We start from the raw sequence: 24,154 nt of genomic DNA, 5'->3' as shown, positions 1-24,154 counted from the left end.
GGGAGAGAGAAGTATGTTCTTTACACAGGGAATCTGGCCATGGGTGTTGTTTAACGCCTTTGTTCTGGTGCTTTTGGCATTAGATCTAGGCGTCTTTCATCGTCGCTCACACACGGTCTCAACCAGAGAGGCATTGATCTGGAGCGCGGTCTGGATTGGCCTGGCTCTGGCCTTCAACCTGGGTCTCTACATCTTTCAGGGGCCAGACCTCGCCTTGCAATTTTTGACTGGCTATCTCATCGAGAAGTCGTTGAGCGTCGATAACATATTCGTCTTCGTCCTACTGTTTACCTACTTTGCCGTTGCTCCCAGGCATCAACATCGTATTCTCTTCTGGGGTGTGTTAGGCGCACTCATAATGCGCGGCCTGCTGATCGGCGTTGGCACAGTGTTGTTAGAGACATTCCACTGGATCATCTACCTCTTTGGTGCCTTCCTGATCTTTACGGGTATTCGTATGGGCTTACAGAAAGATGAGGCGGTGCATCCGGAGCGTAATCCCGTGCTTAAGCTTCTGCGACGCATTCTCCCCGTCTCACAGGACTATGATGAAGGCCGCTTCTTTACCCGCCACAATGGACGGCTTCTCGCGACGCCATTGCTGCTTGTGCTTATTGTGGTAGAGACAACTGACCTCGTTTTCGCGGTTGATTCCATCCCCGCCATTTTCGCAGTCACCAATGACCCATTTATTGTCTATACCTCAAACGTCTTTGCTATTCTGGGCCTGCGTTCGCTCTACTTCGTTTTTGCCAATGTGATTCATAAGTTTTATTACCTGAAAGCAGGGCTGGCCGTCATTTTGACCTATGTCGGCGTGAAGATGCTGCTGGCGGACATCTTCCATATTCCAACCGCACTCTCGCTTTTAGTTATCGCCATCGTTCTGGCCCTGGCCATTGTGGCCTCGGTGCTTCGTGCGCGCAAGAGAGGAGGAGAGACTGGAAACAAGCAAAAAGAACACGCTGCTTCTCGGTAAGCAAAACAAAAAGGTGCTCGGGTCTTCCCTCTGAGCACCTTTTTGTTTGTTTCTACTTATGCGTATTCCCAGTTGATCTCGCGCAGCAGGCGCTGAAGCGCCTGGGAGGCCTGGCGAAAACGATCTGCCCCGCTGAACCCCTGGAACTGGCCAGCGGCCGCCAGGTGTGGCTCAAGCGAGAGAAAGCCATCGTACCCATCGCTACGCAACCGCTGCAGGATGTCTGGCCAGCGGGCCTCTCCCTCACCAGCGACCACGAGCGTTCCCTGCGCGTTCACATCCTTCACATGCACATACTCCAGCCAGGGCTTCACCGCTTCATAGGCCTGGGGATATGGCTCCTGCTGACACTCAAGGTAGTTCGCGGGATCAAAGACCGCGCGCAGGCGTGAATGATTGACGCTTTGCAGGAGATCAACATTGCGCGCAATCGTATCTCCATAGATCATCTTCTCATTCTCATGCACCAGTGTGATACCGGCTTTGGCTGCTTTCTCGGTGAGCGCTGCCAGCCGTTGGAGCACATCTGCTCTATAGGCATCGATCCCAGGCTCGTCTTGTTGATCCTGGTGGAGGGCCTCGCCCAGAGTAGGCGGATAAAAGGAAAAGATACGTACATAGGGCGAGCCCAGGTACTCTGCTACATATAGCGCGCGCTCAAAGCGCTGCATGTGCTCCGCAAAATCGCTGGTAATCGAAACTTTCCCAATCGGCGAGCCAATCGCCGCGACCCCAATACCAGCTGTTTCAAGCGCCTGCTTGACCTCCTGAAGCTGCTGATCACTCAGATCGAGCACATTGCTATTCCAGGCTCCGCGCAAATCAATGAAGTGGATCTGCTCTTCCTGGAGAACCGCGATCTGCTCTCCCAGGTCGGGCGAGATTTCATCGGCAAAGGCTGAGAGATGAATCATGAGAAGGAGACCTCCTTTTTGGTACGTGCCGATTCATAGATACCCAGAATAATTTCCACGGGATGGCGCGCGGCATACCCATCAATAGCGGGGGTCCGATCTTCGCGGATGGCGTTGATAAAGTCCGCGATCTGCGCAGCATGGGTTGAGGTCTGGATATTGGTGGGATCGGAGGCCCCGGCGCCATCATCCTCTGGCTCTGGATCACTTGAGCCAGCGCTCCCATAGGCACCAACCTCTTCCTTTTCGTCGCGAGCCAGGCGCAGGAAGCGCAGCTTATCATTCTCAATGACGGCCGAACCCCGGTCGCCAAACACTTCGATACGCGTGGTCACACCGGGATAGGCCCCTGTGGTCGCGTTAATAGTACCTAGCGCGCCATTGGCGAAGCGCAAAATAGCCACGGCTACATCCTCGGTCTCCATCGTATGGGCCAGCGTATCGGTATAGGCCTGCAAACTCTTGACCGGTCCCATAAACCATTGAAGGAGATCAATAGAGTGAATAGACTGATTCATTAAGACCCCACCCCCATCTAACTCCCAGGTGCCGCGCCAGGCGCCACTATCATAATAGGCTTGCGAGCGCCACCAGGGAATCGCCGCATTGCCAAGCACTAGACGTCCAAACGCGCCCTCCTCGACCAGTTGATGCACCTGCTGAGACGCGGCATCAAAGCGATGCTGGCTAATAACCGTCAGCTTGCGCTCGGTCTCGCGCTGGACCGCTAGCATCTCCTGAATACGCTCAAGCCGTATCTCCATGGGCTTCTCTACTACCACATGTTTTCCAGCCCGCATGGCCTCGCAGGCTGGCTGTCCATGTTGCCCACTAGGTGTACAAATACACACCGCGTCGATGGGTGCCTCTGCCAGCATCTGCTGGTACTCGGCATAGGGGGTCGCCCCATATTTTGCTCCGAGCTTCTCCGCACTCGCGACAATGGTGTCCGCGACCGCTACTAACTGCGCGTCGGGCAAGGAAGCAATGGCTTCTGCATGCATCTGTCCAATCACACCGCAGCCAATAATGCCGAACCGCAAACGTTCCATGAGTTCTCATCTCCTCTTCCAAAAACACAATAACGACCCTCATTCCCCAATGAGGGAACTTTCAGGCTTGATAACTGGCGACCTTCTTCTCATTCCGCGTCGCCACCTGTCCGTTACGGGTAGCATATCACAATTGTCGTCCGGACTTCATCGTTCGCTCGCACTCAATCGTGTATATATACAAGAAAGGGTGTGGCAATGCGCTCGGGGTGAAACGGAAATTGTGCAGTTTGCATTATCTGAGAATTGCTCTATACTGAGACCTCTCCGGCCTAAAGGCACGGAGGTTCCTGTTCCTCACCCACCGTTTCCGATCTCCCCCGAAGGAGAAACCAGCTCTTGGCGGGGATAGGCAGGACTTTCGAGCCGACGCGCTCTGGCACGGGCAGCTCCGCTCTTGCGCCGAGCCACTACGCCCATGCTTCGGGGCAAGTGCTGCCCCTCATTCGCACGTTGTTGTAGATCCTCCATCACGGCTCTCAGGCGCGGCTCCGCACCTTCCCAGACGTGCTGGTTGACGGAGGGAATGGTTTGCTCCGGTTCCAGGTAGGCTAGCAAGAAGGCCGAATAGAGATCACGCTGCACTGGCCCGAAGCTGCAGGGGCATTTGTGCCAGCGCTGTGAAAGCGGCTTCTTGTGATACTGCCGACACTGATGGCAATATTGAGACAGTTTGGTCGATGATGTAGGAACTTCGTACAGGGTGCCGCCAGTTTTTGCAACTATGCGAGTCAAATGCGCTATAAACACCCCCGGTGCCCGAAGTCCGATGCTCCGACCATACTGTTTTTGCCAGGCTTTGAATGAAGTCTTTTCTAGAGTGATCGTGGTGCCTATCTGTGCAATGCGATGAGCGAGATTGCCATGCAGACTCTTGCGGTGCGCGGCTAATTTGCGCTCGGTGTTGGCATGCTGTCGCCTGGTCGCCTTATACCGCTTACTCTCTTTCCAGCGCAAGCGACCTTTTTTCACACGTCCCTTTTCGTCATAATTTTCAGGATTATTGGCACGGCGCTGTCGATCCATCTTGCGCTGCAATCGGCGCTTTTTTCTGGTATCAGGTGCTACTTCCTCGCAGAACGTGACCAGATCGGCTTTGCCTTCTCGTGGCACCATTGCCAGTGTGGATGGGCCAATATCCAGGCCGATGATGTCTTTGCCCACTTCCTCATGCCTGGGCTTGACGAACGCGCGGCCTTCTAACACCAGTTGCACGTAATAGCGGTTGCCGTCTTTGTCGGTTCCCTGCGCTTGCGGTGACGATGCTTTGCGGCGGACCAGACGCACATATTTCATGCGGTGGCGCATGCCATGCTGCACCACCGGGTCAAGCCAATCGATGATGGCTGGGATGACCTCTGCATTCCAGATGAGAAAGCCACCATCGCCTGCATTGGGGTCCAGCACAAAGTGCATGCCGGTATCATTGCGCTTGCCCTCTACGCTATCGATGCCTCGTCCTTTGCTGCGGAAACGCACCCGTTTGGCTTTTCCGACACAGACGCGATTGGCGGCTTGATAGGCGCGGGTGGCAAGCGTTTGGGCCATCGTACTATCGATATGATCAGCGATCCACGAGACACGGGCTTGTTTGGTATACTCATGCATCTCGTATTCTGAGAAGCGGTATTTTTTGCGCAGAGTAGAAAACGCCTGTGCCCGTTCCTGTTTCTTGGAGCGAGGGATAGCGCAAGCTTGTGCCCACGCTGGGTCATTGCGCATACCTCTCAGCCGCTTCATGGCCTCATCAAGGAGAGCATTATACAGACACCGGGCCGCTTCCAGGTGTGCGCGTACCTGGCGTTCCTGGCTCCAATCGACCTGGAGAGGTAATTCGAGAAGAAAGGTCGGTGTCGCGGGCTCGCTTCATGATGTGCTCTCCCTTCCGATGCGTTACATCTCCTCAGAAAAGGACGGGCAGCAGTCCCGTCCCTTGTTCTGGCTCAACTTTCACACGCTACGAAGCTCTTCTTTCTGTGCCGTCTTCTTCCGGTAACTCGACGACGTGGCTGTGACGTCCTTCTTTCCTCTCGACCGCAGGCAATGTCAGCAGTGGAATCATCGCACGATCTATTCAACAACAAAGCGAACACGAAGAGGTTCCTGCCTCCACCCCTGCCCCAGATAAGGAACGCCCATTCATCCCCGTCTTAGAAAGAACGGGGCTTTCTGGGCCGTTCTCTGTAAAGAGCGCAATGCACCTATCCATATGGAATAGCATGGTAGTTGGTTGCTAGAAAAGGAGGGAAACAATCTATGCTTCCATTTCCTCTCATCATCTTACGCCTCTGCATGGCCTTGCTCCTGGGAGCCACTATCGGCTGGGAGCGCGAAAATCGAGGTCAGGCTGCCGGGATGCGCACGAATGCCCTGGTTGGGCTGGGTTGTGCCTTCTTTACCATTATTTCTGGCTATGGCTTTTATGATCTGCTCAACAGGCAACATATCCGGCTAGATCCGACGCGTATTGCTTCCTACGTGGTCGCGGGCATCGGTTTTCTGGGTGGCGGCGCGATCTATATCAGTAAGGATCATCAACATGTCAAAGGGCTGACATCCGCCGCCGCAATCTGGGTAGTCGCCGCGATTGGAATGGCCTGTGGTGTGGGTATGCTCTGGGAAGCCTTTGCGGCAACCGTTATTGCCTTGCTTGTCTTGATCGCGATGCGCTACCTGGAGCGAACACATCTTCTGGGACTGGCACCTTTAACCTACACCATCGATATGACGTTCTCCGCCCAGGCCGATACCTCCAATCTGGCAAATGCTATTCATGCTATCTGTGCTCAACAGAAGATAGAGCTGAAGATGTTCCATCTCCAGCAGCGGCAAGCAGGCCAACAGGTGCACCTGGAATGCACTGCACCAGGGACGCTGCATATGACAATGGCGCTGGATCAATTGCGGGCTATTCCTCATGTCCAGGAGGTAACCATGATTCTGGATCGAGCTGAGAAGTATGCGCCCACGTAGACAAGAACCTCTGTTCTCTGCTATACTTTTTGGGTAGGAGCATCACGAAGAGGGAGGAAGACGGACGCAGTATGGAAGAACAGGCGCTTTCAACACTCGTTACCAGCAATCATATTGACCTAGCTATCATGGCCTGGCTAGACTCAAAACGGCGACGCTCAGGCAGCGCGAAAACACATAAGGCGTATGAAGAGACGCTCTGGGCCTTTCGTAGCCTCTTGCGTCAGCATGCCCGAGACCTGGACCCCTTCATCCATCTTCTTCCCGACGCCAACGAGCAGGAAAAACAACAGGCTCTGACAGAGCTGGCCTTGACCGCCCAGGGCTTCGCGGGGCAATCCGTACACGAGCGCCTGATCTCAGAGGCGACCTATAACCAGCGCCTGGCCAATTTGAGCAGCTTTTATACCTTCGCCAATAAGCGTGGCTTCTTCCAATGTGAGAACCCCATTGCTAAGGTCGAGCGCTCAAAAGTGCAGGCGTATAAGAACGCGCAGCCCATCGACGCCCAGGAGATTGCCCAACGCATGCAGACCATTGATCGCACTACCAAGCAGGGTGCGCGTGACTATGCTATGCTGGCGATCTTTCTCCAGACGGGGCGCCGTCTATCCGAAGTCATTGCCTTGCGCTGGCGCCATGTGCAGGTGCAGGGATCAAAGATTATCCTGGTCTTTGAAAACTGTAAAGGTGGCAAGGCCATGCGCGATACCCTGACGCCAGGGATCGCCAACGCGCTGCTGGAATGGCTTGTCCTCGCATATGGAGCAAATCTGCGCCGCCTGCATCCCGAGGCCCCCATCTGGATCAGCTTTACGCGCCAGGCCGAACGCGATGGCACCCTCCCAACCCCGCTCACCATTCGCTCAGTCGCCAATATCTGCGAGAAGCACCTGGGAACATCCAAGGTCCACGTGACACGCCACACCTGGGCACGCACCATGGAGGATGCTGGCGCCAAGGTCAGCGAGATCCAGGCCCGCCTGGGACATGAATCGCTGGCCACCACGGGCCGCTATCTCGCCTCCCTCAAACAGGCAGACAACAGGCATGCCGACACGCTTGCCTCGCTCTTTGGCCTCTCCTAGCAGCTTTTGTCATTTTTTGCTGGTGAGTTCTTGCAGTTTGGCCTTATCGCCAAAGAAGACGTTGAGATCAACAAAGCCGGGGACGCCGGGAATATGCCCGCGATTACTATACTGCCAGAAGGTCCAGCCATTCCTCTGGCTCCACTGGGCTGGTATAAGGATATCGTGTATCCAGATGGCATAATTCGTAAAGTTGCCTTTGATATACTCGTCGTAGCGAGTGTGATCGGTATAGATAATGGGCTTGACCCCGTAGTAGGCCTCTATACGGTCCAGGAAGACCTTGATTTCCTGAAGCATAATCGCGTGGTCCGGACCAGATACCTCCAGGTCCAGTACAGGTGGAAGCATATCTGCCTCTTTAGGCACCACGCTGATATAGTTGTCAGCCTGCTCAGCACCAGTTCGATACTCGGTGTAGTAGTGATAGGCACCTCGAAGGATGCCGTATGTTCTGGCGCCTTGCCAGTTAGCTTGAAAGAATGGGTCTTTATAATATTTGCCCTCGGTCGCCTTCATAAACACAAACGTATAGGTGCCGGTCTGTGACACGAGTTTCCAGTCAATCTTTTGCTGATAGCTTGAGACATCTAAGCCCCGCACCTGGTAACTGGACGCGAAGAGAGCGTTTGGCCAGAGCAGACCTGTATAAAGCAAGAGGCCCAGCGAAAGTAGGCAGAGAAATGGGAGGAAGAGAAGAAGGATGATGCGTTGGCGGTACTTCAAGATGTTCTTCACTAACCGCGACCTCCAATAATTGCCTATATATGCATCATACCATACGACCACTATACTCTACAGTATCTTCTGGGCCAGGTAGCCATAGTGCTCGCGCACGGCTTATTACCAGGAAAGCAACCACGCTGAAGCCTGGATGCGCGCGGGGAAAAACTGTCATGCTCCCAACCCTGCCTGACCTCAATCGTAATGCTTAGCCTGTGCCCAGAGCACCGCGAATGGTACCTTCGCCTTCGGCTGCCGCAAGATCAGGATAGGAGCATGATTCTCAAAGTCCACACAATCATCGCAGGCAGTTCTGGCGGCCAGCGTCACCGAGTTGAACCCCTGTGCAGCGTCCTGGGGAGAAATATTGATCGTGATGACGACCTGGCCGGTACACCCTTGCGGCCCCCAGAGATAGAAGGCGTTGTGTCCGCTGATCGGCGGGGGCAGATGATAGCGCCCACCGAATTGCACGAGCGCACCAGCCTCGCCATAATTGGAGGTAAAGATACAGGCAACCCGCTGCTCATCCATTGGCAGGCTGTGATATACCTGAGCAATCAACGCGATCTGTTCCTCCCAGCCAAAGCGATCCGCCAGGGCTTGTGGCAAGCCGTCGATATCGCCTGCATCCTGCTGCGACCCTGCGTTGCCACCCTTGCCATAAATATGTCCATACACGGCAGGTGGCAACACCGGCATCACCGCAGGGGCCAGCAGCACGGCACTCACGACCAGCAGCACGGGATAGACCGCGACCCATCTTGGCCAGCGCACCCGCCATTGACCGAGCAGCACCGCCCCACCAGCATATAATGGCGGGTAGGCCGGTGCCAGAAAATAGGTTTTCCCCTGAATCGCACTGAAGAGAACGAAGAGGATGAGATACGCCCACCCGAAGACCCGAAAGCGCGCACCGCGTGCGGAGAAGAAGTACCACAGTCCTGCCCCCCACAAGAGCACCGAGAGAGGATTCATGCCGAGGATCTGGTTGGCCAGGAAATCGAGGGGCGACCCACCTGCACTATGATTTTTGGAATAGCCTGCCCAATACTGCACCGACGCCCAACCATTCGTGGCATTCCAGATCAGGAATGGCAAGACGAGAGCCAAGGCGATCAGGCCCCCAAACGCCGTCCAGCGAGTAAACAGCAGGCGGCGTTGTCGGGTCAGCAGCAATCCAAGGATCAGTGCGAACCCCCAGAAGAGGATGGTCTCCTTCGTCAATAATCCCAGGCCAGCCACCAGGCCGAACGCGAGGAAGCCGCGGGGGCGTTCATCGCGCAGCAGGACAATGAGGATGGTGGCAGAAGCCGCCCACCAGAATGCATCGAAGACATCATAAGTGTAGATTGAGCCGTTTGCCATCAGGACGGGGGCCGTCGCCGATCCCAGGGTAGCGAGTCCCTGGACCCACCTCGTGCCGCCGAGGAGCCGGGCCATCAGTCCGGTCAGGATGATTGTCCCGGCACAGACCAGGGCCGCGATCACATGGATGGCCCAGAGGGCATTGCCGGTAAGCAAGCGGGGAATCAGCGTGATCCAGGGAACCAGCGGCGGGACATCCACATAGCCAAAGGAGGGATGCTGGCTCATTGCCAGAACATAGAGTTCATCCCGGAAATACCCGTAATTGTCTCCGACCAGGACATGGGCCAGGAACGAGATGCCAGCGATGATTAGCACGGCGGGAGCGAGGTCAGCGCGGCGAAGGAGGGTGGTGATGCTGGCATGCAGTGATGAGGCGGCGCGTATGGCAACCACTTGTGCCGATTGAGAAACGTCTCTCCGGATGAGTCCCATGAGAAAAGATCCTTTCGCGAAAAAGACATCAAGCAACTGTGTAAATCCACCTCACAAGCTCTCCCCTCCAACCACGTCCCAGCCTGTCTTTCCCCATAATTGTACCATTCTCTTCACCTTCCTTACCAATGTGCTTCTGCTGGAAAAGAGCCTTCCCCACATATGCCAAACTCACGTAACATCAGAGTAATATGAAACAGATTATGACGACAGGCTTAGAATCTAAGATGACACAACGGGCTTTAGCCCGCCGCAAGCTGCGCCGTTTCAACGGCGGCAGTGAGGCGTGTTCCGGCTTTAGCCCTTGCATAGCACAATAGAGAACATATATTTGACAATTACAACGTATTGTAGTACTCTCTAAAAGAGGTACAATATATTTTGAGAGAAAAGTACTAAAAATGGCAAAAGCCACGAAAACAATCAGACAAGCGTTGCAGCATCTGCCACAGTCAGCCCACTCCTTCGCGGAGCATCAGGCGCTCTACAATCGTGTCGTGGCCTTCTACTTTGAGGTCATCCAGGCCCATGAGGGCATCCTCTCTCTCAAGAACAAGGAGGCCCTCACCGCTCTGGAGAAACTCACCCATGCGACGGAGAAGTGTATTGTTTTCCGACTTTGGCTCTCGCAAAAGTACTTGAGATCGAAAAAGCAAACAAGCTATGAATATCGCACTTGCTCGCTTGTTTTAGCAAGCAAACAGTAAATTTGCGCTTCCTTGATTGCTTGAAATAAGCAAGCAAGTAGTAAAAAGAGAGCCTGCTCGCTTGATTTTGAGAAGCGAGCAGGCTCTCTTTTTACTCCTTGCTTCTCACTGTGAAATAGCCCTTGTCCGCTTGCTCGACTCCCTTCCCTTTCATCAGGTAAACTCCATGACAGGTGATCGTTTTCTCTGCTCTCCGCTTCTCAGAAAGGGAGTGTTATGGAAGTTGAATATGTTGGAAAGCGTGCTCACCTCTTCCACCTGCTTCAGCAGCATCCTGAGTGGACACTTCAGCAGTATGCTGATGCGGTCGGCTGCTCTGTGAGCATGGTTTGTACCTGGCGTCAGCGGTTTCGAGAAGCCCAAGCCCAGGGAGCGCTCGATGCTTCCATCTTCTTTTCTCGCTCTCGCGCCCCTCACCATCACCCTCCTCGCATTGACACTGAGGTCAAAGAGCGGGTGCTCTCGATCCGTCAGGCTCCCCCAGAGCCGTTGCAGCGCACGCCTGGACCACTGGCGATCCTGTATTATCTGCAGCGAGATGCGCGCCTTGCAGGCAAAAAAGGCCCGCTTGCCTCGTTCGACACGCACCATCTGGCGCATCCTGGATGCTGCAGGAGCCATTGAGCGCGATCCCCCTCGTCAACGCTCTCCGCGCCTGCCAAGAGCCCCTTTGGAAGAAGTCCAACTCGACTTCAAAGACATTTCCACCGTTCCTGCTGATCTGCATGATCCTGATGCCCGCGCGGCAGCATGTGATCGAAGCGTGCAACTTTGTCGACGCGGGCACCTCCCTCTTGCTCGATGCCCAGGTTCATGAAGATTTTCACGCGGAAACGGCCTTCCAGGCGGTGGTCGCCTTCTTGCGTCGCTCTGGCTGTCCTAGCATCTTGACTTTTGATCGCGATCCCCGCTGGGTGGGAAGTGCAACAGCACGCGATTTTCCCTCGGCCCTGTGCCAATTTCTCTTGTGTGTCGGCGTGCAACCCAATATCTTGCCACCACGCCACCCGGAACTTAACTGCTATGTGGAGCGCTATCATCGGACCTACAAAGAAGAATGTCTGTTCGTACATCGTCCTGGGACCCTCGAAGAGGTGCGCAACGTTACCGAGGCCTTTGAGCACTTCTACAACACACAACGTCCTCATCAGGGGCGCAGTTGTCGCAATCGTCCTCCCAGCCAGGCGCATCCTGTTCTGCCCACCTTACCCGCGCTTCCAGCTGTGGTCGACCCGGATGCCTGGTTACAAGCGGTTCACGGGCGGACCTATGCACGACGCGTCAAGTCAGACGGTCGCGTGAGCGTTGATGGGGCTGACTATTACATCAAGCAAGCACTGGCTGGACAGCTCATCACCTTGTGTGTCAATGCAGTTGAGCGCTGCTTCGAGGTTCTGCAGCATGAGAGCATCATCAAGCAGCTTCCCATCAAAGGGCTGCAAGGCCAACGGATGCCGCTCGATGACTACATTGCCTTGATGCAAGAGCGCGCTCGTTCAGAGGAACGACAGCGCATGATGAACCTGCGACGGCGACACCTCCAGGCGCGATAATCTTTGTGCTTGCTTGCGGGAGTAGATTCGTCGAGGAGACTGCTGTCCACTTTTCTGCTTGCTCGTTTGCTCTTCATCACTTGCGCGCCTACTTTTCTCCCTTCCTGGACGACTCTTTCCTCATTTTTCTCGCTCATGTTCTCATGCTTACTCGTTTGCTTTTTGCTTGAGCGCTTGTTTTTTGTAATCTCAAGTACTCTTGCAAGAGCTGAAGTCGGAAAACAATACAGAGAAGAGCCCCCATCCCATTCTGCCACTCTCCGACATCGCCCCGGATATCCCCGCGATGTTCCGGCGCGCCGCCATCAATGCGGCCCTTGGCTCTGCTCGCGCATTTTTCTCCTCGCTCAAAACGTGGCGAGCACGCAAAGAGAAGCACGAGGCCCAACCATGCAAAAAGGGCAAGAAGAAGCAGCCGTTCAGGGAGCGACCACCGGTCCCGCCGCGCACCTGGAACAAGTCGGCCTCCTTCTACGCGGGCTTGTGGAAAGAACGCTCTCAGCACTCCATCATGCTCAGAGTGCGGACCGGCACGTACCGGTCCTGGCTCAAAATTGGTGCGCTTTCTCGCGATATTCCCGAGGGGTACGCACTAGGGAGCCCGCAACTGGTTCGCAAGGGCAACCACTGGTGGTTGCATACTCCCATCGAGAAAACGTTGGAGGCCCCCGCCAACGTTGTTGAACAGATAGCATCCAGAGAGACACGTCTCTGCGCGGTCGATTTGAACCTCGACCAGCATATAGCTGTGTGTACCGTCCAGGCAGTCGAAGGCACCATCCTGGCGACGTCCTTCATTGGAAATGGCACAGCGGTATCTGGCTTTTTGGAAGAGACTGCTCGGACGCATTGCACACAAGCGATCTCAGACTGGCATCATTGCCCAAGGGGAACAGGACAATGCTGATCTGTGGCGCAAGATCAAGCACGTCGATGAGCACATCGCGCACCAGGTGAGCGCCCGCATTGTCCAGTTTGCCATCGAGCAGCAAGCAAGCATACTGGTCTTCGAGCATCTAGGCAACCTGCGCCCGCAAAAAGGCACGTATGCGCGCCGCAGCAACATGAAACGCGCCTACTGGATGCGCAGGGCGCATCTTCAAGTATTCGAAGTACAAGGCGTGGAAGGCAGGTGGTCTCATCACGTGCCGCGTCAATCCGCGCAATACGAGCCGGCAATGCCATCGCTGTCACGCGCCCGTCATTCGCTACAACGAGGGCGAGCCGGTTGAGGGATACACGCCCGGCGCGGCGCTTTGCCTGTGCTCACAATGCCAGATGCGCGACCATGCCGACCGCAATGCCAGTCTGAGAATCGGGCAGCGCTTGATCAAGCGCGACCAAGAACCGTTGAAGGAAAAGCCTCATGCTCGTTCGCGACGTGCGATGAGGGGGTCGAAAGACCCAGGTGTTGGGATCTCTCAGGATGCCGAACGCGAAGGGCAACCATCTCTTGCTCAAGCAAGGCAAGGGGATCACGCCAACGGGCCTGGCACCGGTGCGCCGTATCGGCGGCAGAATATGAGCGCAACAGAAGTTGTGAAGGTTGTTGGAAGACCTTCTGCGCACCTCACTTATCCTTGCTGAAAGGCTTGAACCTCGAAAGGGGGAGGGGAGTAGAGCATGTGAGGAAAAGACAGCGTAAAGACAAGTCATCAACGCCTTGAGCTGCCAGCGCAAAGCGTGTATGGGTAAGGATGGATTTCTTGAAACCTAGTCCAAATGGTCTCCAGGCCGACGCTAGCGAAAGATGGCTGAAACGCTAGACCAGATTGTAGCGCGATAAGGCGGTGCTATCGTTCTATCCAACCAATCTGGCATTCTCTTACTACGAGAGGTACACATTGGACGAACGGGTGCCCTGGAGCATGCTAAAACTCATTCTGCTGTAAATACGGGATCACCTAAACAGGGTCACACCTGCATGGTGACGGAGCTTCCGTAGTAGTGCGCCTTTGTGCCACAAATGTCTCCCTTACCCGTCGGGGTAAGCTCACTAGAGCAAGGTGAGTAACACAGCGACTTACCCGTTCTCATAGAGAGCGGGGACACCTTCACCCGAAAGGCGTGGGGGGAAAATAGCATGTCGTGTCAAAGGTGAGTGAAGCTCCAGTCCCAGGAGCCAGAGGCTCATCAGTGAAGCTGTATAGGGTGAAGTCTTGATTGGCTGAATTCAAGTCACGGCGGAAATGGAGCAGCCCACAGGAGAAGGGACTATCGCCTGTGTCCAACGTGTAGGGGAACGGTACTACTTTCCCTACAAGCTCTCGTTGGAGCCAGCCCTCACGGAGAGGGAAATGACGAAATGGGCACCTACGTACAGACTGAGACATTTGATGGAACTAAGGGATCGCCTAAACCCCGTAAGGGGCATGGTGACGGAGCGACCATACGAGTTGGGTATGTACCCAGCAAAGGGTTGCAGGAGGCCACACTCAAAAATGGTGGTTGACACGGATGTGTCAGAAGACCACTGTGGGAGTGGTGTTGAAAAGACACTGGCCTCTGGAGAGCTTCATGCATCGAAAGGGTGCACGTGGAGTTCGGAGGGGAGGGGTTGATGCTCCCGAGCAATCGGGACTTGGCCTCTTACCCTACCCTACGTGCGCCCATGTGGCACAAGAATCTCTCTCACCCGTCGGGGTGGGTCCACTGAAGCAGTGTGGATAAACCAGCAACTTACTTTCGCTCGAAAGAGTCGAGGGGACCGTAGCATGTTGTATCAAAGGCGAGTGAAGTCCCAGTACCAGGGGCCAGAGGCTCGTCAGGTAAGTCGTGTATGGTGAAGACTGATTGTCTGAAGCCCAGTCAAGGCGGAACCGGGGCAGCCCACAGGAAACGGTACTAGCGCCTGTGTTCGACGTTGCCGGGAACGGTACTACTTCCCGACAAAGCTTCCGTCGGAGCCTACCCGTAAGGAACGGGAAAAGACGTAAAGGACACCTGGAGCACGAACTGAGATTCTTGGAGGCAACTTGGGGTTGCCCTAACCACCGCGAGGTGTATGGGTACAGAGGGACCGAAGTAGTCGCGGAAGTCACGCCCCGCCGGGGCCTGTGAGAAAGACACAGACAGGGCGAAGGGTCCCAGGAACTCGTCTCAGCGGCAGAGGTTGGCCTGGATGGGCCACACGATCTTTGCGCAACGAGGCAAAGGGTTCTGGAGAGCTACAGTGCCATGAAAGTGGCCCGCTGGGTTCGGGAAGAGACCGTTGGAAAAGGGCTGAGTCCAGGAAACCACCTGAAACATCAGGCAGGTCGGGACAGCATCAGTACCTCGCTGGCGGTCTACTTCATCTCAATGTGAGCCTGTAATGGGTCTCGCAGATCGCAGAGCAAAGAAGCTCATGCGATACTGATAGAAGGATAAAGCGTAGTAATACGTCTGAAACCTCCACTATCGAGGGGAAGGGAAGTAGCTTACGTAGCCTACAATCAACCGAAAGCGAGGGTGTGCTGATGCTACCCGATACAGTCATTAGGAGATTGGAAGCACTGACGGCCATCTCAAAACAGGGAAAACGACTGAACGCTGGTACGCTCCCTGATAGAGAACATCTTCAGCGAAACGTAAAGGGAGAGCCGGATACCTGGAAACTCGTACGTCCGGTTCGGCGAGAGGGTGACGGGTGATCCCGCAAGGGACAACCGCTCCCTACTCGACCCCAGGGGGGATTGCGCCGGATGGGTGCGCGCCTCTCAGATATGGCTACCACACTACGCCTCCATTTTGAGTAGTCCCTACGGGACATGTCTCACGGAGGCGCTTACGGAGCCGTGTCAGAAGCTGCTGGGCTTTAGCCCATGCAGAGTGTCACTGATCAGGAATATGTTGTGTTTGATAGAGTCGCTACTGAGTATACAGGCAGTATGTATAGAGGTAGATGAATGATTTAGTTGGAGGGGTATGCTTGCTATGTAAGGGTATGCAATAGATGACCTGCCCATCACTCATGTATTGTGACTGTTTGCCTCACTTTCCGCGAATGCCAGAAAGAGAGAAGATCTCCCGCCTCTTCTCTCTTTCTGGTATTTTTTTGAGCACTTGGCTGTAATGGATGGCTATGGTATGATCGGTGGGAATTCTCAGAGTCTTTTCTTGGAGGAAGGGATCGCGTTGTGTATTTAAAACGCCTGGAAATGCTTGGCTTCAAGAGTTTTGCCTCGCGTACGGTTCTGGAGTTTAGTCCAGGGATTACGGCGGTGGTGGGACCCAATGGGTCGGGCAAGTCGAACGTCGCCGACGCGATGCGCTGGGTGCTTGGCGAGCAGAATATGCGCCAGCTGCGTGGAAAGAAGAGCGACGACATTATTTTTGTGGGTGGACAGGGGAAGGCGGCGCTAGGTATGGCCGAGGTATCACTAACCATTGATAACAGCACGGGCTGGGTGCCCTCAGATTATAGCGAGATTACGGTCACGCGCCGTTCGTTTCGTTCGGGCGAGAACGAGTATTTAATTAATAAGCAGAAGGTACGTCTCAAGGATGTCCTCTTACTGCTGGCCCAGGCCCGCATCGGACACGACTCCTATACCGTTATCGGCCAGGGTCTGATCGATGCCGCGCTGAGCCTGCGCGCCGAGGAGCGGCGTGGACTCTTTGAGAACGCGGCAGGCATTCGTCCCTTTCAGGTGCAGCGCACCGAGGCCGATAACCGTCTCAAGCAGACGGAGATGAACCTGGATCGGGTGCGCGACATCGTTAGCGAGATTGAGCCGCGCCTGGGTCCGCTGGAGATCCAGGCCAAGCGCGCCGTCGAGTATAAGCAGGTTAGCGCCGAGCTGCAAGAGGTGCTGCTGGCCTGGTATACCTTGCAGTGGCGGCGCCTGCGCGTCAATAGCGAGCGCACCGAGCGCTTAGAACAGGAGCAGGCGAGCAAGGTACGCGAGCTGGAGCAGGCCTTGCAGTTCGTTGTTGACCAGGGCATGGGCTATCGTGCCACGCGCCAGCAGACCCAGGCCCGCATCGCGGAACTGCGCCGGGCCTGGAACGAGGCCAACGAGGTCGTTCAGCGTGGTGAGCGAGACCTGGCGGTCAATGAGGAGCGTATTGGAGGCCTGGAGCGCCAGCGCGGCGATATGCAGCAGGAAGAGCGCCGCCTGCGTGAGCGCCTGATCGCCCTGCAAAAGCAGCTTATCGACCTGGAGGAGCAGTGCGACCTGGCCGACGAGGCGGTTGACGAGGGTTCGGCGAAACTGGCCGACCTGGAGATGAAGGTCTCGCGTGCGCAGAAAGAGTATGAGCTGGATGAGCGCCGCCTGCGGGCCGCACAGAACGATCTTGTCCAGGTCCAGGCACGCCTGGGCTCCAGTCAGACCGAGCTAGGACGCTTGCAGAAGCAAGTAGGTGAGCGCAACCGGACCCTGGCCGCCCGGCGCAACACCATCGCTGAGGCCCAGCAGACGCTGCGTACTCTTGAAGGAAAGCTCGTCGAGGAGCGGGCGCGCCTTCAGGCCGTGCGTGACGAAGAGCAACAGGTCCAGCAGCAGAAGCAGGGCATCGCCAAATCCATCGCCGAAGGGCAGCAGGAGATGGAGCGGATCAAAGGTCTGATCGCGGACGCCGAACGCAAGCGCCGCACAATCTCCGACCGCCTGAACATGCTCAAGAACTGGCGCCAGAGCCTGAGCGGCTATAGCGACGGCGTACGTGCTCTTCTGCGCGCCCCCGCTGGCAAGCTCAATGGCATGCTTGGTCCAGTGCCGCAACTGGGCGTTGTCCCCGAGGGGATGGAGCAGGCCCTGGAGGCTGCTTTGGGACCCTACATGCAGGCCGTTGTGGTCGAGACATTAGATAATGCCCTGGGCTGCCAGCAGTACTTGCAAAGCTCGAATAGTGGCAAGGCCATGATCGTCTGGCTGGAGCGCGAGGACGAAGATGAAGGAGGCAGGGAGGTCAGCGGCATCCAGGACCAGGTCGAAGAGGCTGTTTTGCAGCGCTTCCTTGAACAGAAGCCCGAGTTGCAAGCACGCGTTAAAGGTTTCGCGGCGAAACTCGTCCAGTGTGAGGCACGCTACCAGCCCCTCTTCGCGCGTTTGCTGCGTGGCGTCGTCATCGCGCAGGACCTCGATGCCGCGCGCGAACTTCTGGACTGGGCGCTGCCCTTGAGCCTCTCTTCCGTCAGCGACCTTCCTTTTACCTCCATTGTCACGCTGAAGGGCGATGTCCTGCACGTGGATGGCTGGCTTTCTGGTGGTGCGAGCAAGGGGGGAGCGCAGCAGGGCCTGCTGGCCTATGAGCGCGAATTGCGTGAGCTTCCCCAGCAACTCGATGAGCAGAAGGAGCAACTCGATGGCCTTAATGCCTCACTGAGCGAGGTACAGCGTGCCCAGGAGGGGCGACGCGTCGAGCAGAACGCCCTCGATAAGCAGCTCCAGAAGCTCTCCGCTCGCGCTAATGAGCAGAATAAGATTGTGACGAATATCCAGCGCGATCAGGAGCGCTCGCAGACCGAAATCAGACTCTCAGCCTCCATTGAGCAGCAGCTCGCCGCCGAGGTCGCGGGCCTGGAGCAAGAGGTCGTGGCGGGCCAGGAACGTGTCCAGGCGCATGAGAAGAAGCAGCGGGAGATGTCCGGCCTGGTGGAGGAGCTACAGTACGAGATGGAGGAGCGTGCTACCTCCTATCGTCGTCAGCAGGATGAGCTAGGTCGGGCGCGTACAGCCCTCGCAGTCAAGCGCCAGGAGGCCAAGGCCCTGCGCCAGCAGCTCGCACAGCAGAACACGCAGGCCCAGGATCTCAAGGCGCAGATTGGTCAGCAGGTGGCGCGTGCCAAAGAGCTTGAGCAGCGCCAGCAGCAGTTACGTGAGAGCATTGAGGGCCAGCGCCAGCAGTTGGAGCAGGCACGTATCCAGGCCAAGGCGCAGCAGACGCAGCTACACGAGGTCGAGGGACAACTGGCCCAGGTTGAGCAACAGATCGCCAGTATCGAGCAGCAGCGCAACCGCATGCAGCACGAGATGAGTGAGCAAGAGGGCGTCTATCGTAAGGCCCTGCTCGACAGCCAGAAGGCGCATGACGCCATCGAGACCCTGCTCGAACAGTTGCGTGACGAGATGGGCATCGAAGATCCCCAGGAACTGGCGCGCCAGGCCGAGCGTATCGAAAGCATCGATAGCGAGTCCACGCCAGGCACCAACGGAAGCCATCCCGCCGCACTACAGGCAGATGGGAGCCTCTCCGAAGAGGAGGAGGCGCACCTGCGCAAGCTACGGCGGCGCGTAGACGCCCTGCGCAGCCGTCTCAAAGCCATGGGCGGCTGTGACGAGAACGCTCCCCAGCTCTACGAGGAGACGAAGACGCGCTACGAATTCCTGACCTCGCAGATCACGGACCTTGACCAGGCCGCGCTCCAGCTCCGCACCATCATTGATCAGCTAGACGCCACCATGGCCCGGCAGTTTGAGGCCACCTTCCAGGCCGTCAACGCCCGCTTCCGCGAGCACTTTACCACCCTCTTCAACGGTGGTAACGCCCGCTTGGAGTTGATCAGCGCCAAGGGTGGCGAGGATGAGGGCGCGGCCTCGCCCACGAGTATGCCCGCTGGTGTCGAGGTGATTGTCCAACCGCCAGGCAAGAAGGTGCAGGACCTCTCGCTACTCTCGGGTGGTGAGCGCGCGCTGGTCTCGGCCGCCCTGCTCTTCTCCCTCCTGGAGATCAACCCTCCGCCCTTCTGCCTTCTCGACGAGGTCGACGCCGCGCTCGACGAATCCAACGTCGCCCGCTTCTGCGACATCCTCAGACAGCTGGCGCAGAAGACCCAGTTTATCGTCATCACGCACAATCGCGTCACTATGACCGCAGCCCAGGTCATCTACGGCGTCTCCATGCGTGACAGCGTCTCGCGCATGCTCTCCATCCGCCTCGAAGAGGCCGTCGCCGTCCACGAACGGTAAATAATGGGATGATATGTGATGGTTCCACTGCCCATGCAGGTGGGCCAGGTAGGTGCGCCCTTTAGAAGCACTACCTGGCCCACCTGCTGGGCGTGGGCAACTACGAAAGATACGAGTTAGTTAGCTTGTCCAATGGTTTCATGGGCCAGGTGTGCAATGTCCTCGCTAATGGCATACCAACGCTGCCAGCGTCTCAAGGCACCCTGAACCCATTCGTTTGTCGTGTCTTTTGCCAGGAGCGAAAAGAACCAGGCAAGCCGCCAAGTCACGCTGAAACGAACAGCCTCTAACAGGGCTTCGCTCTCATAAGTTGAGAGCCGTCGCCAACGAGAATAGCCTTGCACAACGGCTGCGATGCGCTGGGGGTCAGGTTGGTACTGGGGGTAAGCCTGGTGTTCGCGTTTATCCCGTTGATCAAAGTGGCAGTGCAGGAGCAGTGAGCCGAAATCAAGAATCGGTAGCCCCAGGCCTGCGCATTCCCAATCAATCAGAGTTGTCTGTCCCTCTTGCGCCTGGACACCATTTTCGGCCCAGCAATCTCCATGGATAAGCGTTTGTGGAAGGAGTGAGTCATGCTGGAAATAATCAAAGGTGTGCTGGCATGCATCATAAAGGGCTTGTATCTCCTGGGGAACATAGGGTGCGGCAGATCTCAGGCGGTGTGACCCTTCTTGTAGGCGAGTACGCGACCACCAGGAAAGTGCAAACTCACTATCCGTTGAAGACTGTTCAGGAAGGTAAAGTGTGTGCAACTGGCTAAGTGCAGCTCCCAGTGCAGCCATCTTTTCTGGACTTGTATCTTTTGCGTTACCATCTACAAAGGTTGTCACGAGCATATGCCACTTTTGATGTGTTCCAACAAGCTCTCCTGTAAGAGAGGGAATGATCGTTGGGGCAGGATAGCCCTGGTTCGTCATAGAAGATAACGTATGAGCAGTTCCTTGTAGCCATTCAAGGAGGGATTGAGAGCCACTTATAAAGCGAAAGGCGTCGGTCAGGTTATGGCTCTCATGATAGGCGCGCATCACCCAGGAAGGTCCCACCGTAAAATCGACGCGATATAGCTGCTTTCCCTCTGGATTATGCTTGCGTAATGCAGTGAGGGCAAGGGGCGATTGCCCATATGCCTCGGTGATGGCTGTCAGGAAAAAAGAAGTTTCTTCCATTGAAATGCCTCATGCAGCGCTACTGACGTACACGCCTACGCCACCCAGGCAGCGTACAAGCGCCCAGCATAGGGTGCGTACGTCAGTAGTGCCCTTTTTTCTACAGCTCCTGCAATGCTTTAACCAGTGTGTCGATCTCTTCTTCGGTGTTGTAGAAGCCGGTGGAGATGCGCAGGGACCGAGTTTCGGGGATGTTGCGGATCAGGATGTTGCGCTCGCGCAGGGCGGTGACGATCTCCTCGTCGGCCTTGCCTTCGATAGTGAAGGAGAGGAGTCCGCTGGCGCCGGGCGTGGGAGTGAGGAGAGTTAGGCCGGTGACGCTTTGTAGGGCCTGGCTGGCGTAGCTGTTGAGCTGACTGATGCGCTCGAACATCCACTGGTGCCCAACTTCGTGCTCAAACCATTCCAGGGAGGCGTTCTGGCCTGCGATGGCCGCCGTCTGCCTGCCGCCCAACTCGAAGCGCTGCGCACTCTCGATCAAGGCCCAATCGCCGTGGAAGTTCTTGGCTGACCAGTAGCCGACGTAGGTTGAGGTGATATGCTTGAGTGCCTCGCGGCTGGCGAAGAGGCCACCCGTGCCCTCGGGACCGCAGAGCCACTTCTGCATGGGGATGGCGTAGAAATCGACCTCAAGTTCTTTCATATCCAGGGGAATGGCCCCGGCAGACTGAGCACCATCGATGAGTACAGGAATATTGTGCTCGTGTCCCAGGCGATTGACGGCGCGTACATCGAGCACCGCACCCGTGGTCCAGGTCACATGCGAGATGAGGATCAGGCGCGTGTGCTCGTTGATAAGCGGCGCGATGGCCTCGTCGACCGGGCGGTCGGCGCGCAGGCCCAATTCCGCGAAGCGAATGGTAATGCCGTAGCGGTCGCGGAGCTGATAGAGCGGGGCCAGGGCGCTGATATGCTCGTGATCGGTAGTGATGACCTCGTCGCCCGCCTTCCAGTTGATGCCATTGGCGACGATGTTGAGGCCCTCACCAGTGTTATCGGTCAGAGCGATCTCTTCTTCATCGGCTTTGAGCAGGCGCGCGATATTCTGGCGCGCCTGCTTATAGGTGTTGCCCGTATTTTCAAAGCTTTTGGTCCCGATACGTCCCTCCCGCAACTCGCGCTCAAAGTGGTCCTGAACGGCCTGGATACACAGAGTAGGCAGGGGACCAAAGGTGCCAGTATTGAGATAAATATTGCTTGATGTCGCGGGCAACTGCTCGCGGATGCGCTGAATGTGAGATAGGTCTGCCAACGTTTTCGCTCCTTGGATAGATAATGCGACATATACTGTGCATGACTTCTCGCGCCTGCGGCTACTCACTACCAACTAATTTGCATGCATTGATACTTTAGTATATCGCATAGTCACGGGTTTTAAAATACCTAGCCCCTTTAATCCGCCCTGCAAGCCTGATGAGTCTATGTCAAACTAGACCACAAGCCCCACTTTGCACCCAATTTGACACCCAATAGCCTTAAAAATGTACTTTTTGCCCCAAATTTGCCCCGCTTTTATATCGCGTTTTCGCCCAGGTCGCCGCCTTTAAATTTGGCGTTCAGGCCCTCCACCGCCGCACTATGCATTGACGGCATAACGTGGCTGTAGATATTCATAGTTATGGTTATGCTACTATGCCCCAGTATCTCCTGCACTACCTTAGGATGTACGCCCATAGCTAGCAGGATAGACGCGAGGGAGTGCCTGAGGTCATGCAAGCGCATATCCGGTAAGCCGGCCTGAGCTAATACACGTTTGAACATTTCGTTAATAGACACATATATGTGGCCCCCGCGCCGATTGGTAAACACTAGGCCGTGATCCACCCAGGCTGCCCCTGCCTTAAGCCGTTGCTCTTTTTGCCGTATCTTATGGGCGCGCAATTCGTCAATGACAAAGTCGGGCAGGGTAAGCGACCGCCGCCCGCTGGACGTTTTAGGGTCATTTTCCACAATTTGGCCTGGTGTTTCATCTAACTTCACATAAACCGCGCCCTCGGCGACATACAATTTTTTTGCGTCCAGGTCGATAGAGGACCATTTTAAGGCGGTTATTTCAGCCTTACGCATACCCGTCCCGACCGCGAGGGCAATTATAGCACGTATAGGCGTATCGCCCGCCGCGTCTATGAGGCGCTTAGCTTCGTCCATATCCAGCAATGTATATTCTCTCTTGCCTGCTTTTGGGGGCGTGACTTTTGACGCGGGGTTACTGGGCAAGTATTCCCAGTCCACCGCGTCATTTAAAGCAATGGCAAAAATCGTGTGCGTGGTTTGTATCGTCCTGGGCTTAAAGCCGTTCTTAAGCATCGTACCATAGGCTAGTTGTATTTTATCTGCCTTAAGGGCCTTTAACTTAACGTTGCCCACAATTTTATTAATGCGGTTAACGGCGTGTCTGTAGCCCATAAGGCTAATAGCACGTATGGTCGGCCCATGGGCGCTTAGCCAGTATTCCAGGTACTCCTGGACGGTCCAGGCAGGGGCCGACTGACCAGGCCGGAGGATGTTGCGGCCCTGATCGTGTTCCTTGGCTCGGCAGCCAACGGTCATGTGAATGGGGAAGCGATCCGTTGCACTGGTGGCATCTAGCAGCAAGAGCAAGAAAGAGGAGACATGATGCATATTCTCGTTCTCGTCCATTCGCAGGGTGGCAACTGTTTGACGCTGGCCGAACAGGCTCTGAGAGGCGTGGAAAGTGTGCCAGGAATGACTGCCCAGTTGAAACGAGTTCCTGACCTGGAGACGGAGGAAGCCTTGCGTGCCCATCCCTGGACGGGGCGCGTGTACGCAGAACGTATCCATCCGCTTCCCGTGGCACGTATGGATGATTTGGTACACGCTGATGGGCTGATTCTTGGTTCAGGGACACGCTATGGAGGAATGTCAGCAGCCATGAAAGCCTTTTTGGAACAAGCGAGTCCCCTCTGGAGGAGCAATGCCCTGCTTGGTCGTCCTGCCGGGGTGATGGCTGTGGCTTCAACCCCGCATGGGGGCGTTGAACAGGCCGCTTTGGGGATGATGGTGCAACTGATGCACCTGGGCATGCTCATGGTGCCATGTGGCTATGCCACCCCTTTGCTCCAGCGTGCAGGCTCGCCGTATGGGGTGATGGCGATTGCCGGTGGAGCGGCGGGTCGTACCCTCTCCGAGGATGATCTGGCCGTGGCTCATTACCTGGGACAGCAAGTGGCCGAAGTGACACTTCGGCTTGGTCCGAAGCAATTCCAAGCGTAAGGACAGGAAGAACAGCAAGGCAAGCGTACAGAAACGGCTCTCCGACCTGGACACCAGAGAGCCGTTT

16 protein-coding genes and 2 pseudogenes are annotated in these 24,154 nt (G+C 56.0%); 10 read left to right on the top strand and 8 right to left on the bottom strand.

Annotated features, from left to right (window positions below; translation table 11 throughout):
* The first annotated feature begins 13 nt into the window (after window positions 1–13).
* Window positions 14–979, top strand: coding sequence for a TerC family protein (locus KRAC_RS58695; protein ID WP_007923219.1), 966 nt, complete (start codon window positions 14–16; stop codon window positions 977–979).
* 56 nt (window positions 980–1,035) lie between these two features.
* On the opposite strand, the gene KRAC_RS58690 is transcribed toward KRAC_RS58695, so the two are convergent.
* From KRAC_RS58690 to KRAC_RS58680, 3 genes are all read right to left on the bottom strand, one after another.
* Window positions 1,036–1,893 carry a sugar phosphate isomerase/epimerase family protein gene (locus KRAC_RS58690; RefSeq protein ID WP_007923213.1) on the bottom strand — a complete coding sequence of 286 codons (858 nt, stop codon included), beginning with the start codon at window positions 1,891–1,893 and terminating at the stop codon, window positions 1,036–1,038.
* Window positions 1,890–2,945 (bottom strand): Gfo/Idh/MocA family protein, encoded by a 1,056-nt coding sequence (locus KRAC_RS58685; RefSeq protein WP_007923203.1) that lies wholly within the window; start codon window positions 2,943–2,945, stop codon window positions 1,890–1,892. Before KRAC_RS58685 ends, KRAC_RS58690 begins: the two co-directional genes overlap by 4 nt.
* A 297-nt stretch (window positions 2,946–3,242) precedes the next feature.
* Window positions 3,243–4,667: a transposase gene (locus KRAC_RS58680; protein WP_040448614.1), complete on the bottom strand. Its 1,425-nt coding sequence runs from the start codon at window positions 4,665–4,667 to the stop codon at window positions 3,243–3,245.
* A 534-nt stretch (window positions 4,668–5,201) separates the two neighbouring features.
* Between KRAC_RS58680 and KRAC_RS64775 the strand changes: the two genes are divergently transcribed.
* On the top strand, window positions 5,202–5,918 hold the full coding sequence (locus KRAC_RS64775) for an MgtC/SapB family protein (RefSeq protein ID WP_007923201.1): 717 nt from the start codon (window positions 5,202–5,204) through the stop codon (window positions 5,916–5,918).
* 71 nt (window positions 5,919–5,989) lie between these two features.
* Window positions 5,990–7,006 (top strand): tyrosine-type recombinase/integrase, encoded by a 1,017-nt coding sequence (locus KRAC_RS58670; RefSeq protein WP_007923200.1) that lies wholly within the window; start codon window positions 5,990–5,992, stop codon window positions 7,004–7,006.
* Window positions 7,007–7,015: 9 nt separating this feature from the next.
* On the opposite strand, the gene KRAC_RS58665 is transcribed toward KRAC_RS58670, so the two are convergent.
* Both KRAC_RS58665 and KRAC_RS58660 read right to left on the bottom strand, forming a co-directional pair.
* Entirely contained in the window at window positions 7,016–7,744 is a 729-nt protein-coding gene (locus KRAC_RS58665) for a GH25 family lysozyme (protein ID WP_007923199.1), read from the bottom strand.
* Window positions 7,745–7,924: 180 nt separating this feature from the next.
* Complete coding sequence (locus KRAC_RS58660; protein ID WP_007923198.1) at window positions 7,925–9,532, bottom strand: ArnT family glycosyltransferase; 1,608 nt, start codon at window positions 9,530–9,532, stop codon at window positions 7,925–7,927.
* A gap of 401 nt (window positions 9,533–9,933) precedes the next feature.
* On the opposite strand from KRAC_RS58660, the pseudogene KRAC_RS79130 reads away from it, so the two are divergent.
* From KRAC_RS79130 to smc, 6 genes and pseudogenes are all read left to right on the top strand, one after another.
* A pseudogene (locus tag KRAC_RS79130) lies at window positions 9,934–10,131 on the top strand (transposase); the annotation flags it as partial.
* Window positions 10,132–10,455: 324 nt separating this feature from the next.
* Window positions 10,456–10,863: a helix-turn-helix domain-containing protein gene (locus KRAC_RS70090; protein WP_040442046.1), complete on the top strand. Its 408-nt coding sequence runs from the start codon at window positions 10,456–10,458 to the stop codon at window positions 10,861–10,863.
* Window positions 10,845–11,792: an integrase core domain-containing protein gene (locus KRAC_RS64770; RefSeq protein WP_007916970.1), complete on the top strand. Its 948-nt coding sequence runs from the start codon at window positions 10,845–10,847 to the stop codon at window positions 11,790–11,792. The genes KRAC_RS70090 and KRAC_RS64770 overlap by 19 nt, the downstream gene beginning before the upstream one ends.
* 199 nt (window positions 11,793–11,991) lie before the next feature.
* A pseudogene (locus tag KRAC_RS68720) lies at window positions 11,992–13,379 on the top strand (zinc ribbon domain-containing protein).
* Between the two features lie 1,590 nt (window positions 13,380–14,969).
* Window positions 14,970–15,098, top strand: a complete 129-nt coding sequence (locus KRAC_RS78960) for a hypothetical protein (protein ID WP_007923196.1) — start codon at window positions 14,970–14,972, stop codon at window positions 15,096–15,098.
* A gap of 812 nt (window positions 15,099–15,910) precedes the next feature.
* Window positions 15,911–19,687 (top strand): chromosome segregation protein SMC, encoded by a 3,777-nt coding sequence (smc, locus tag KRAC_RS58625; RefSeq protein ID WP_007923194.1) that lies wholly within the window; start codon window positions 15,911–15,913, stop codon window positions 19,685–19,687.
* A gap of 116 nt (window positions 19,688–19,803) precedes the next feature.
* On the opposite strand, the gene KRAC_RS58620 is transcribed toward smc, so the two are convergent.
* The 3 genes from KRAC_RS58620 to KRAC_RS58610 form a co-directional block, all read right to left on the bottom strand.
* Entirely contained in the window at window positions 19,804–20,853 is a 1,050-nt protein-coding gene (locus KRAC_RS58620; RefSeq protein ID WP_007923192.1) for a phosphotransferase, read from the bottom strand.
* A 100-nt stretch (window positions 20,854–20,953) separates the two neighbouring features.
* Entirely contained in the window at window positions 20,954–22,105 is a 1,152-nt protein-coding gene (locus tag KRAC_RS58615) for an aminotransferase class V-fold PLP-dependent enzyme (RefSeq protein ID WP_007923190.1), read from the bottom strand.
* A 260-nt stretch (window positions 22,106–22,365) separates the two neighbouring features.
* Window positions 22,366–23,475 carry a site-specific integrase gene (locus KRAC_RS58610; protein ID WP_052569438.1) on the bottom strand — a complete coding sequence of 370 codons (1,110 nt, stop codon included), beginning with the start codon at window positions 23,473–23,475 and terminating at the stop codon, window positions 22,366–22,368.
* Here KRAC_RS58610 and wrbA point away from each other — a divergent pair.
* Window positions 23,467–24,087, top strand: a complete 621-nt coding sequence (gene wrbA, locus KRAC_RS58605; RefSeq protein WP_040448610.1) for an NAD(P)H:quinone oxidoreductase — start codon at window positions 23,467–23,469, stop codon at window positions 24,085–24,087. The two genes, KRAC_RS58610 and wrbA, sit on opposite strands and share 9 nt — an antisense overlap.
* The last annotated feature ends 67 nt before the right edge of the window (window positions 24,088–24,154 follow it).

Origin of the sequence: Ktedonobacter racemifer DSM 44963 (assembly GCF_000178855.1) — a bacterium.
Lineage (GTDB): Bacteria > Chloroflexota > Ktedonobacteria > Ktedonobacterales > Ktedonobacteraceae > Ktedonobacter > Ktedonobacter racemifer.
The sequence above is the reverse complement of the archived record's forward strand: the minus strand, read 5'-3'. Positions and strand labels throughout refer to the sequence as shown.

What these genes read in the sequence shown, in the direction of transcription:
- KRAC_RS58690 (WP_007923213.1), bottom strand. Translation starts at nt 1,893, where the DNA reads ATGATTCATCTCTCAGCCTTTGCCGATGAAATCTCGCCCGACCTGGGA.
- KRAC_RS70090 (WP_040442046.1), top strand. Translation starts at nt 10,456, where the DNA reads ATGGAAGTTGAATATGTTGGAAAGCGTGCTCACCTCTTCCACCTGCTT.
- KRAC_RS58680 (WP_040448614.1), bottom strand. Translation starts at nt 4,667, where the DNA reads ATGCGCAATGACCCAGCGTGGGCACAAGCTTGCGCTATCCCTCGCTCC.
- KRAC_RS58610 (WP_052569438.1), bottom strand. Translation starts at nt 23,475, where the DNA reads ATGCATCATGTCTCCTCTTTCTTGCTCTTGCTGCTAGATGCCACCAGT.
- KRAC_RS58620 (WP_007923192.1), bottom strand. Translation starts at nt 20,853, where the DNA reads ATGGAAGAAACTTCTTTTTTCCTGACAGCCATCACCGAGGCATATGGG.
- wrbA (WP_040448610.1), top strand. Translation starts at nt 23,467, where the DNA reads ATGATGCATATTCTCGTTCTCGTCCATTCGCAGGGTGGCAACTGTTTG.
- KRAC_RS58660 (WP_007923198.1), bottom strand. Translation starts at nt 9,532, where the DNA reads ATGGGACTCATCCGGAGAGACGTTTCTCAATCGGCACAAGTGGTTGCC.
- KRAC_RS64775 (WP_007923201.1), top strand. Translation starts at nt 5,202, where the DNA reads ATGCTTCCATTTCCTCTCATCATCTTACGCCTCTGCATGGCCTTGCTC.
- KRAC_RS58670 (WP_007923200.1), top strand. Translation starts at nt 5,990, where the DNA reads ATGGAAGAACAGGCGCTTTCAACACTCGTTACCAGCAATCATATTGAC.
- KRAC_RS58695 (WP_007923219.1), top strand. Translation starts at nt 14, where the DNA reads ATGTTCTTTACACAGGGAATCTGGCCATGGGTGTTGTTTAACGCCTTT.
- KRAC_RS64770 (WP_007916970.1), top strand. Translation starts at nt 10,845, where the DNA reads ATGCTGCAGGAGCCATTGAGCGCGATCCCCCTCGTCAACGCTCTCCGC.
- KRAC_RS58685 (WP_007923203.1), bottom strand. Translation starts at nt 2,945, where the DNA reads ATGGAACGTTTGCGGTTCGGCATTATTGGCTGCGGTGTGATTGGACAG.
- KRAC_RS78960 (WP_007923196.1), top strand. Translation starts at nt 14,970, where the DNA reads ATGAAAGTGGCCCGCTGGGTTCGGGAAGAGACCGTTGGAAAAGGGCTG.